The 9,969-nt window shown below is 72.3% G+C and carries 10 protein-coding genes; 1 reads left to right on the top strand and 9 read right to left on the bottom strand.

The window, feature by feature from the left end; all coding sequences use genetic code 11:
* Positions 1-44: 44 nt before the first annotated feature.
* A complete protein-coding gene (locus FNH04_RS33640) occupies positions 45-1,286 on the bottom strand; it encodes a nucleotide disphospho-sugar-binding domain-containing protein (RefSeq protein WP_194236899.1) in 1,242 nt (413 codons plus the stop codon).
* A 113-nt stretch (positions 1,287-1,399) separates the two neighbouring features.
* Between FNH04_RS33640 and FNH04_RS33635 the strand changes: the two genes are divergently transcribed.
* Positions 1,400-1,981, top strand: a complete 582-nt coding sequence (locus FNH04_RS33635) for a TetR/AcrR family transcriptional regulator (RefSeq protein WP_322724606.1) — start codon at positions 1,400-1,402, stop codon at positions 1,979-1,981.
* On the opposite strand, the gene FNH04_RS33630 is transcribed toward FNH04_RS33635, so the two are convergent.
* The 8 genes from FNH04_RS33630 to FNH04_RS33595 all read right to left on the bottom strand — a co-directional run.
* Positions 1,982-2,788, bottom strand: a complete 807-nt coding sequence (locus FNH04_RS33630; protein ID WP_152789636.1) for an SAM-dependent methyltransferase — start codon at positions 2,786-2,788, stop codon at positions 1,982-1,984.
* Positions 2,788-3,768: a Gfo/Idh/MocA family protein gene (locus FNH04_RS33625; RefSeq protein ID WP_152789635.1), complete on the bottom strand. Its 981-nt coding sequence runs from the start codon at positions 3,766-3,768 to the stop codon at positions 2,788-2,790. Before FNH04_RS33625 ends, FNH04_RS33630 begins: the two co-directional genes overlap by 1 nt.
* A complete protein-coding gene (locus FNH04_RS33620; protein WP_152789634.1) occupies positions 3,765-5,162 on the bottom strand; it encodes an NDP-hexose 2,3-dehydratase family protein in 1,398 nt (465 codons plus the stop codon). The genes FNH04_RS33625 and FNH04_RS33620 overlap by 4 nt, the downstream gene beginning before the upstream one ends.
* Positions 5,163-5,189: 27 nt before the next feature.
* A complete protein-coding gene (locus tag FNH04_RS33615; protein WP_152789633.1) occupies positions 5,190-5,960 on the bottom strand; it encodes an NAD-dependent epimerase/dehydratase family protein in 771 nt (256 codons plus the stop codon).
* The gene (rfbH, locus tag FNH04_RS33610; RefSeq protein WP_322724607.1) at positions 5,957-7,261 is read right to left on the bottom strand and encodes a lipopolysaccharide biosynthesis protein RfbH; all 1,305 of its coding nucleotides are present in this window, start codon (positions 7,259-7,261) and stop codon (positions 5,957-5,959) included. Before rfbH ends, FNH04_RS33615 begins: the two co-directional genes overlap by 4 nt.
* A 16-nt stretch (positions 7,262-7,277) precedes the next feature.
* Positions 7,278-8,276 carry a dTDP-glucose 4,6-dehydratase gene (gene rfbB / locus FNH04_RS33605; RefSeq protein ID WP_152789632.1) on the bottom strand — a complete coding sequence of 333 codons (999 nt, stop codon included), beginning with the start codon at positions 8,274-8,276 and terminating at the stop codon, positions 7,278-7,280.
* 53 nt (positions 8,277-8,329) lie between these two features.
* On the bottom strand, positions 8,330-9,379 hold the full coding sequence (locus FNH04_RS33600) for an aldo/keto reductase (protein WP_152789631.1): 1,050 nt from the start codon (positions 9,377-9,379) through the stop codon (positions 8,330-8,332).
* 11 nt (positions 9,380-9,390) lie between these two features.
* On the bottom strand, positions 9,391-9,969 hold a 579-nt coding region (locus FNH04_RS33595; RefSeq protein ID WP_152789630.1), incomplete at its 5' end, for an NADPH-dependent FMN reductase.

The raw sequence follows: 9,969 nt of genomic DNA, 5'->3' as shown, positions 1-9,969 counted from the left end.
ACCGGACGGACCCGCGTAGGCCCGCTCGGCCGAGCCCCCCCCCCTCAGCCCGCCAGTGCCACAAGGTCCGCCACCACGTCCGCCGGGGTCGGCACGTTCTCCATCTCGGCCTTCAGGCGGCGTGCCGCCGTCGTGTGGGTGGTGTCCGAGAGGAGTGCGGTGATCGCCTTGTGGAGGGTCACCGGGTCGGCGTGGGCGTTGGTCAGGGAGTGGGCGGCGCCCGCGGCGGCGACCCGGTCGGCGATGACCTCCTGGTCCTGGCCCGCGTGGACGGCGAGTTGGGGGATCCCGGCGGCCAGGCCGGTCATGGTGCAGCCGGCGCCACCGTGGTGGACCACCAGGTCGCACTCGGGCAGCAGGAGGCTGAGCGGCGTGCGCGGCAGCAGGCGCACCGAGTTCGGCAGGGGGGTGTCCGCCAGCCGTTCGCGGTCCTCGCCGGTGAGGGCCAGCAGCACCTCCGCGTCCACGTCGGCCAGCGCCTCGATGATGCGGGGCACGGCGAAGGACGCGGGGCCGTGCACCCGGCTGACGGAGGTGCCCCAGACGACGCACACCCGGGGCCGGTCGCCGGTGCGGTCGAGGCGCTGGGGCGGTACGGCCCCCGGTCCGTTGTAGGGCAGGTGGCGTACGGGGATGCGCCGCGCGACGAGGGGCGGGGCGACCCCGTGGGGCGACGGGTCGATGACGTGGGTGTAGATGTCGGCGTTCATCTCGCCGGCGCCGTGGCGGGCGAAGGCACCGCTCGGGTCCATCGGCACGAAGCCGGCGCCGGGAGGGGCGCCCGGCACCTGGTCCTGGGGGCCGCAGGGGCCCCACAGGTGGAGCAGCGCGGGGATCCCCAGGGCCCCGCCGACCAGTTGCCCCTCCAGGCTCATCAGGTCGTGGACCACCAGGTGCGGGCGCCAGTGACGGGCGAACTCCACCGCCGCGTCGGTGCTGCGCGTGACGGTCTCGATCGCCCAGTCGTGGTTCTCCCGGGACCAGGTCTCCATGTCGAACTCGTCGAGCGAGCCGAGTGGTTCGCCGGTGAGCGGATGCGGTGGGAGCGTGTCGAACGGCCAGGTTCCCGCGAGGGCCTTGCGGTAGTTGTGCAGTCGGCCCCGCATGCTCATGTCCATCCCGTCGAGCACGGGCAGCGGGACGAGGCCGGCGTGGGTCAGCGGTTCCGTCTGGCTCGGTGCGCACAGCACCTTGACCTCGTGGCCCGCGGCCTGGAGTGCCCAGCCGAGGGGGACCATGGAGTACCAGTGGCCCGGCCAGTCGGAGACCGTGAACAGGACACGCATCGCTTCCCTTTCGTGGACCGGCGGCATGCCCCGGTGACATGACCCCGTGAGTAGACTGAAGGCCCTTGCCTGCCGACAGGTAAGTGCGTAGTGCGACCGACCCAGGAGGTCCCGTGGCCGAGAAGGGCACCCGGCAGAGCCGGAGCAACACCCGCCGGCGCATCCAGGAGGTGGCCCTCGAACTCTTCGCCGAGCAGGGCTACGAGAAGACGTCGCTCCGGGAGATCGCGGAGGCCCTGCAGGTCACGAAGCCCGCGATCTACTACCACTACCAGTCGAAGGAGGAGATCCTCGAGAGCATCTTCCAGGGCGTGGGACGGCCGGTCGCCGAGGCGATCGAGTGGGCCCGGGGGCAGCCCCGCACCCTGGAGACCAAGCGGGAGCTGCTGCGCCGCTACGAGGCGGCCCTGAACGACACCGTCCCCCTGTTCCGCTTCCTCCGGCAGAACGAGGCGACGCTGCGGGATCTCCAGGTCGGCAAGGAGTTCAACGACCAGATGACCGAGATCGGCGAGCTCATCACCGATCCCGGCACCCCGCTGACCGAGCAGCTGCGCTGCATGGGCGCCCTGCTCACCCTGCACTTCGGCACCTTCGCCCTGCCGCACTTCGAGGGCGACGCGGAGGAGAAGCGCACGGCGCTGCTCTCCATCGCCACGGAGATGATGGAGCGCGCCCAGACCCCGCGGGAGTGATCACGGCTTGCGGGCGACCGCCGCGTAGAGGTTGGAGCGCTCCTCCCGGTCGCCCGCGGTCTCGCCGTCCGGCCGCCACCGGGGCAGGAACACCAGCCCCGGATCGAGCAGTTCCAGGTCGCCGGTAAGCCGCCGGACCTCCGCGCCGGTGCGCGGCACGATCGGCGTCCGGCCGCTCGCCTTGAACATCTCCACGGTCCGGCGCATGGTGTCGGGGTCGTTGTCCCAGGTGAAGCAGGACAGGGCGAGCAGGCTGCCGGACGGCAGGGCGGCGCGGTAGCGCGCGGTCAGTCCCCAGGGGTCGTCCTCGTCGTGGAGGAACTGGGTGACGCCCAGCATCAGCAGCCCGACCGGCTCGGAGAAGTCGATCAGCCGGCGGGTGGCGTCGGCACCCAGCACGGCGTCGGGGTCGCGGATGTCCGCACCGACCATGGCCGCGTTCGGGTTCCCCCGCAGCAGCAGGCCGGCGTGGGCGACGGTGGCTTCCTCCACGTCGACGTAGACCACCCGGCAGGAGGGGTCGGCCTGTTGGGCGACCTCGTGCACGTTGCCCATGACCGGCAGGCCCGACCCCAGGTCGAGGAACTGGCGGATGCCGGCGTCCGTCATGTGCCGCACGACGCGCCCCAGGTACGCCCGGTTCTGCCGGGCCATGACATTGGCCGGCAGCACCGACAGCACCTGGTCGCCGAGGGCGCGGTCGGCCGCGAAGTGGTGCGTGCCGCCCAGCAGGTAGTCGTAGGCGCGGGCGGCACTGGGGGTCGTCCGGTCGATGCCGTCGGGAATCCAGTCCACGGCCGTGGCCATCAGGGGCTCCTTCGTTTCGTCGCCTCTAGGCGGATGTCGTCCAGCAGTTCTGCCTGGCGGAGGGTGGCGGCCTCGCCGGGGGCGGGCCGTCCGGCGCGTACGGCGGTGGCGAACGCCGCGACCGTGTTCACCACCTGGTCGTCGGGGTGCAGCGTCAGCTCCTCGATGTCCTGGCCGCGTTCGACGCGCAGCACGGGGACGTGACCGGCGGGCGGGGTGAAGGCGTGGTCCACCCTGATCGAGCCGCGGCCGCCCCACACCTCGTAGCGGGAGCGGTAGCTGTCCTCCATGCCGAACGCGCAGGTCGCGATGGCCCCTTCGGGGGTGTGCAGCAGGGCGGTCCCGCCGGTCTCGACCTCGCTGCCCGGGCTCCGGGTGAGGACCGCCCCGGCCACCTGCAGCGCGCCGCCCAGCACATGGAGCGCGGCCCGCACCGGGTAGACGCCCATGTCGCCGAGGGCTCCCCCGCCCAGCTCCGCGCTGTGCCGGATGTCGCCGTCCGGGGGGCGCGGGACGGTGAACACCGCGTGGACGGCGCGTACTTCGCCGATGGCGCCCTCGGCCAGGAGCCGCCGTACGGCCGCGTGCTGGGCGTGGTGCACGAACATGACGTTCTCCTGCAGGACCAGCCTGCGGGCCCGGGCGAGGGCGAGGAGTTCCCGGGTGGTGCCGGCGTCGGTCGTGAGCGGCTTCTCCGCCAGGACGTGCTTGCCGGCCTCCAGGGCCCGGCGCACCCAGCGGGCGTGCAGCGCGGCGGGCAGCGGGACGTAGACGGCCTCGATGTCCGGGCGGGCCAGCAGCGCGTCGTAGTCGGCGACGGCCTGGCAGCCCAGGTGAGCCGCCGCTTTCCGGGCGGTGGCCTGGTCGCGGCTCGCCACGCAGACCAGCCGGGTCTCGGGGCAGGCGGCGAGCGCGGGCAGCAGCCGGCGGCGGGCGATGGACGCCAGTCCCATGACGCCGACGCGCAGGGGTCCGGTCATGCCGTGAGTCCCGCGGCGGGCAGGCAGGCCAGCAGGGTGCGGGCCTGTACGTTGAGGTAGTGCCCGTGCCGGACCAGCGTGGTGAGCTGGCCGGGGGTGACCCACTGGTAGCCGGGCGGCGGGTCGAGCGGTGCCTGCGTCTCGTCGGCCTCGACCACCAGGTAGCGGCTCTCGGCGTTGAGGAAGCGTCCGCCCTCCTCCGAGTGGACGGCCTCGTAGCGGATCCGGTCCGGGGCGGCGCCGAGCACCAGGTCCAGGAAGGGCGGTCGGTCGCCGGACGGCAGATGGGCGTAGTTGACGGGCGTGTACTGCACGGTCGGGCCCATCTCCACCGTGTCCAGGAAGCCGCCCTCGACCCGGGCGTGCACCAGGAGGTGCGGGACGCCGTCCAGGTGGCGCAGGACGAAGGCGGCCACACCCGGCGACACCGGTTCGAACAGGGGCTGCGTCCATCCGGTGACCTCGCGGTTGGCGGCCTCCGCGGAGACTGCGACGACCCGGAAGTACCGGCCGGCGTCGTGGACGACGGTGTGGTCGTCGCGCGTCCAGCCCGCCACGTCGGCGAGCGGGATACGCCGGGCGGTCACGGTGTGCCGGGAGCGCTGTGCCGTGAACCAGGAGAGCAGTTCGGTGTCCGTGCGGTGGGCGCGGCCGTGCGCGTCGGCGAACGGGAGGGTGGACAGGACGGTACGGGTGTCCATGTTCACCACGCCGTCGTGCCTGAGGAGTTCCGTGATCTGGCCGAGGGTCAGCCAGCGGAAGTCGTCGGAGTGCTCCACCTCGGCGTCCGTCTCGACGACCATGTTGCGGTTGCTCTTGCCGTGGAACCAGGAGCCGTGCTCGGACTGCAGCGAGTCGGCGACGATCCGGCCGGCGCCGGGCGCGACGAAGTGCTCGATGTGGCGGACGGACGCACCGCGGTGCGCGCCGGTGTAGTTGCTCCGGGTGGCCTGCACGGTCGGGGAGAGCTGCACCAGGTTGGGGTTGCCGGGCTCCATCTTCGCCTGCATCAGGAAGTGCGGGATCCCGTCGAAGTCCTTCACCAGCAGGCCCAGGATGCCGACCTCGGGCTGTCGGATGATGGGCTGCTGCCAGTGGGTCGTCCGGTCGTCGGTGGCGACGGTGACGTCCAGGCCCTCGACGGTGAAGAACCGTCCGCTGCTGTGCCGGAGGTTGCCCGTGCCGGGCGCGAAGTCCCAGTCCCGCAGCGCGGTGAAGGGGATGCGCCGGACGCGGAAGGCGTGGGTACGCCGACGTTCCTCCAGCCAGGCCGGGACGTCGGCGGTACGCATCACCGCGCCCTCGGCCGCCGCCGCGGAGCGGGCGTACCGCTCGACGACGGAGCCGTCACGGCGGGGGCGGAGGGCGGCGGGGGTGAGTGTGGTCGCAGACATGGTGAGCCAACCTTCGGTAGGCGTCGGTCAGGGCGCCGCGGTCGAGGCGGACGCCGCCAGGAAGTCGTCCAGGACGCCGCGGTGGTAGTCGGGTCCGAAGCCCATCGCGTCGACCTCGGGTACCAGCGCGCGCAGCTTGTCGGTGGAGATGGTGTGGTGCCGGCCCAGGTCGAGGTGGACCCGGCGGGCGGTGAGTCCGGTCCGGGCCTCCAGGTGGTCGACGATCCGCTCCACCGGGACGGCGGTGCCCGAGGCCACGTTGACGGTCTCGTGGGCGAGGCCGGCGGCCAGCAGCCGGTCGACGACGGTGACGACGTCGTCGATGTGGATGAGGTCCCGGGTGGCGCCCCGGTGGAGGAACACGGCCCCCTCCCGCAACTGCCGCAGCAGGGTGGGCAGCAGCTGGTGGGGCGGTTGTCCGGGGCCGACGAGATGGCCGAGACGCAGGGCCAGGAACTCCACTCCGCAGGCGCGCAGCCGTTCCTCCAGGGCGAGTTTGTGCGCCCCGTAGGGGGTGCAGGGGGTGACCGGGACGTCCTCGCGTCCGGGGCCGTTGACAGTGCCGTACATGCCGGTGGAGGCGGTGGAGAAGAACACCAGCCGGCGGCCGGCGGCCCGGCACTCCCTGATGGTCCGCTCCACCAGGTCGGTCTCCCGGGCGAAGTCGGCGGCCGAGGTGTGGCTCGCCCAGGACACTCCCGCGGCGAGCACCACGGCGTCGGTGTGCCGGGGGGTGATCGCCCGGAGGTGCCGGGCGAGGAAGCCGTTTCCGACGATCTTCAGGCCGGTCGGCTTCATCCACGGTCCCGGACGAAGTCGCGGATCGACGTGACGACGTAGTCGATCATCTCGTCGGTGAGGGCGGGGTAGACCCCGACCCAGAAGGTCTGCTCGGTGATGATGTCGCTGTTGGTCAACTCGCCCACCACGCGCTGCGGTTGGCCGATGTACGCCGGGTGGCGGGTGAGGTTGCCGGCGAACAGCCGCCGGGTGCCGATCTTCCGGTTCTCCAGGAAGTCGACCAGCTCGGCCCGGCTGAAGGGGGCTTCGGGATCGACGGTGAGGATGAAGCCGAACCAGCTCGGGTCGCTGCGCGGTGTGGCCTCGGGGAGCAGCAGGTGCGGTACGTCCTGGAGGCCGTCGCGCAGCCTGCGCCAGTTGCGGCGGCGGGCGGCGCAGAACTCGTCCAGGTGGCCCAGCTGGCTCAGCCCGAGGGCGGCCTGGAGATCGGTGCCCTTCAGGTTGTAGCCGACGTGGCTGAAGATGTACTTGTGGTCGTACCCGGCGGGCAGGTTGCCCATCTGGTAGTCGAACCGCTTGAGGCATTTGTTGCTCTCCCCCGGCTCGCACCAGCAGTCGCGGCCCCAGTCGCGCAGGGACTCCACGACACGGGCGAGGACGAGGTCGCCGGTCAGCACACAGCCGCCCTCCCCCATCGCGAGGTGGTGGGCGGGATAGAAACTGACCGTCGACAGCTGGCCGAAGGTGCCGGTGAGCCGGCCGTCGTAGACCGAGCCGACGGCGTCGCAGTTGTCCTCGATGAGGAACAGGTCGTGCTCGTCGGCGAGTTGGGCGATCTCGGTGGCCTGGAAGGGGTTGCCCAGGGCGTGCGCCACGATGATCGCCCGGGTGCGGGGGCCGATGGCCTGGGCGACGCGTTCGGCGGTGGTGTTGTACGTGCCGAGTTCCACGTCGACGAAGACCGGGATCAGCCCGTTCTGCAGGATCGGGTTGACGGTGGTCGGGAAGCCGGCGGCGACGGTGATGACCTCGTCGCCCGGCCGCAGCCGCCGGTCCCCCAGGACGTGGGAGGTGAGCGCCGAGACGGCGAGCAGGTTCGCGGAGGACCCGGAGTTGGTCAGATGGGCCTTCCGGCGCTTCATCCTGCGGGCGAAGGCGGACTCGAACCGCCGTGAGCTGATGCCCGCGGCGATCCGCATGTCCAGCGCGGCCTCCACCAGTGCCGCGCGGTCGTTCTCGTCCAGCACGGCTCCGGAGGGCCAGATCTCGGTGACGCCCGGCACGAACGGCCGGTCCGGCTGGGCCTCGCGGTGGTACTTGCGCACCTCGTCCAGCAGCAGCGCCTTGCGGTCCAGGATCTCCACTTGGTCTCCTTCAGGTCAGGGCGCGCGCGTCGGGGCGCTCGGGCGGGGCCGCGGCGTCCCGCCACCAGTCGGGGTGGTCCCGGTACCAGGCCACCGTGTCGGCCAGACCCTGGTCGAACGGGACGCGCGGGGCGTATCCCAGTTCCTCGCGGATCTTGCTGTCGTCCAGCGCGTACCGCAGGTCGTGGCCCTTGCGGTCGGTGACGTACCGCACCAGCGAGCGGTCCGCCTCGCACAGTTCGAGGAGCCGGTGGGTGAGGTCGAGGTTGGTCCAGGCGTTGCCGCCGCCGACGTTGTAGACCTCGCCCGCGGTGCCCTTGTTGAGGGCGAGGTGCAGGGCCCGGCAGTGGTCGTCGACGTGCAGCCACTCGCGCGTGTTGCTCCCGTCGCCGTACAGCGGCACGGGCAGACCCTGGAGCAGCCTGGTCACGAACAGCGGGATGAGTTTCTCGGGGTGCTGGTGCGGGCCGTAGTTGTTGGAGCAGCGGGTGATCGACACGTCGAGGCCGTGGGTGCGCCAGTAGCTGCGCGCCACCAGGTCGGAGCCGGCCTTCGAGGCGGCGTAGGGCGTGTTGGGCAGCAGCGGCGAGTCCTCGGTCCAGGCCCCTGTCTCGATCGACCCGTACACCTCGTCGGTGGAGACGTGCAGGACCCGCTCGACACGGGCCCGCAGCGCGGCCTCCATGACGGACTGGGTGCCGACCACGTTGGTGCGGTAGAAGGCCGTCGGGCCGGTCAGGGAACGGTCGACGTGGGACTCGGCGGCGAAGTGCACCACCGCGTCCGCCCCGCGCATCAGGTCGTGGACCAGCTCCGTGTCGCAGATGTCGCCGCGGACGAAGTGCAGGCGCGGGTGGGCGGCCGGCAGGTTGGCGCGGTTCCCGGCGTAGGTGAGGCTGTCCAGGACGGTCGTATCGGCGCCCTCCCAGCCGACGAACCGGTCCTGAAGCAGCATCGTGACGAACCGTGAGCCGATGAAGCCCGCGCCACCGGTGACCAGGATCCTCATACGTCTGCCTCGCTCTCCTTGTCGTGGGCGTTGTCGTGGCGTCCGGGGGCGGGTCACAGCAGGGCGTCGACCGTCCGCCCGGGGCCGCCGCGCCGCTCCAGCCGCTGCCAGCGGTCGCCGTAGGTGCCCATGGTGAACTTGGGATTGCGCATGAAGTCCCGGGGGAAACCGAGGGACGGCTCACTGACGGTGTCGAGCCGCTTGGTGTGCTCCTCGTCCAGCCGCAGGTCGAGCACACCGAGGGTGTCCTGAAGCTGTTCCGGGCGGGTGGCGCCGAGGACGGGCAGCACCGCGTCGGGGCGGCCCCGCAGCCAGGCCAGCGCCACCTGGGCGGGGGTGCGGCCGGTCTCCTCGGCGACGGCGGTCACCTCGCGGACGACCGCGGTGTCGCGCTCGTCGTCGCCCGCCCAGTTCTCCACGGACAGCCGGCCGCGCCCGCCGCGCAGGTACTTGCCGGTCAGCCGGCCCTCGGCGAGCGGCCCCCAGGCGAACACACTGACGTCGCAGGCGGCGGCCATCGGCGTCAGTTCCCGCTCGACGGTGCGCTCCAGCAGGTTGTAGCGGACCTGGATGCCGGCGAAGGCCGACCAGCCGCGCAGTTCGGCCAGCATGTTGGCCCGCGACACCTCCCACGCGGGCCAGTTGGACGCTCCGACGTACAGCACCTTGCCCGCGCGGACCAGGTCGTCGAGGGCCCGCATGGCTTCTTCCACGGGGGTGAGGGCGTCGCGGGCGTGCAGCCAGAGCAGGTCGACGTGATCCGTCCGCAGCCGCCGCAGACTGCTCTCCAGGGAGGCGACGAGGTTCTTGCGGTGGTTGCCGGCCGAGTTCACGTCGCCCGGCCGGGTCATGCTGGAGACCTTGGTGGCCAGCACGAACTCGTCGCGGCGGCCGGTCAGCAGCTCGCCCACGCACTCCTCGGAGCGGCCGGCGCCGTAGACGTTGGCGGTGTCGACGAAGTTGCCGCCCGCCTCCGTGTAGAGGTCGAGCATGCGGGCGGCGTCCTCGCGGGAAGCGCCCCAGCCCTCGACGCCGAAGGTGCCGGCGCCCAGGCAGAGTTCGGAGACCCGCAGGCCGGTGCGGCCGATCAGGTCGTACCTCATGGTCACCGCGGTCACGCCCCGTACGGGTGCGTGGCGCGGGCCTGCCGCAGGGCGCGGCCCCACCAGACGAGCTGGTCCAGCAGCACCTTCGCGGCGGCCTCGGCGGGCTCCCGGTCACGCGGTACGCCCTGGTCGAAGGCGGCGGCTCCGCCTTGGAAGCCGACGGTGTCGCGGACGGTGACCGCGTGCAGCTCCGCGAAGACCTGGCGCAACTGCTCGACCGCGCGCAGTCCCGCCGAGAAGCCGCCGTAGCAGACGAAGCCGACCGGCTTGGCCTGCCACTCCTCGCGGTGCCAGTCGATGGCGTTCTTCAGGGCGGCGGGGAAGCTGTGGTTGTACTCGGGGGTGACGACGACGAAGGCGTCGGCACGGGCCAGCCGCGGCCGTGACTCGGCCAGCACGGCGGCCGCCTCCGGCGCGGGCTCCCGGCTGGGCCCCGCGAGAGGCAGCGGCAGATCGGCCACGTCGATGACGTCGAGGCTCAGATCGGGCCGCCGCGCCACGAGGTCGGCGAACCAGGCGGAGACGGTGTGCCCGATGCGCTCGGTCCGGACACTGCCGACGATGACGGCGATACGGAGGGGCTCCGG

This window comes from Streptomyces phyllanthi, from assembly GCF_009377205.1.
Classification (GTDB): Bacteria; Actinomycetota; Actinomycetes; order Streptomycetales; family Streptomycetaceae; genus Streptomyces; species Streptomyces phyllanthi.
Note: the sequence above shows the minus strand (reverse complement) of the source record. Positions and strands in the feature narration are given on the sequence as shown.

Coding starts and splice junctions, on each gene's coding strand:
- FNH04_RS33640 (WP_194236899.1), bottom strand. CDS start 1,286: ATGCGTGTCCTGTTCACGGTCTCCGACTGGCCGGGCCACTGGTACTCC.
- FNH04_RS33630 (WP_152789636.1), bottom strand. CDS start 2,788: ATGGCCACGGCCGTGGACTGGATTCCCGACGGCATCGACCGGACGACC.
- FNH04_RS33625 (WP_152789635.1), bottom strand. CDS start 3,768: ATGACCGGACCCCTGCGCGTCGGCGTCATGGGACTGGCGTCCATCGCC.
- FNH04_RS33620 (WP_152789634.1), bottom strand. CDS start 5,162: ATGTCTGCGACCACACTCACCCCCGCCGCCCTCCGCCCCCGCCGTGAC.
- FNH04_RS33615 (WP_152789633.1), bottom strand. CDS start 5,960: ATGAAGCCGACCGGCCTGAAGATCGTCGGAAACGGCTTCCTCGCCCGG.
- rfbB (WP_152789632.1), bottom strand. CDS start 8,276: ATGAGGATCCTGGTCACCGGTGGCGCGGGCTTCATCGGCTCACGGTTC.
- FNH04_RS33600 (WP_152789631.1), bottom strand. CDS start 9,379: ATGAGGTACGACCTGATCGGCCGCACCGGCCTGCGGGTCTCCGAACTC.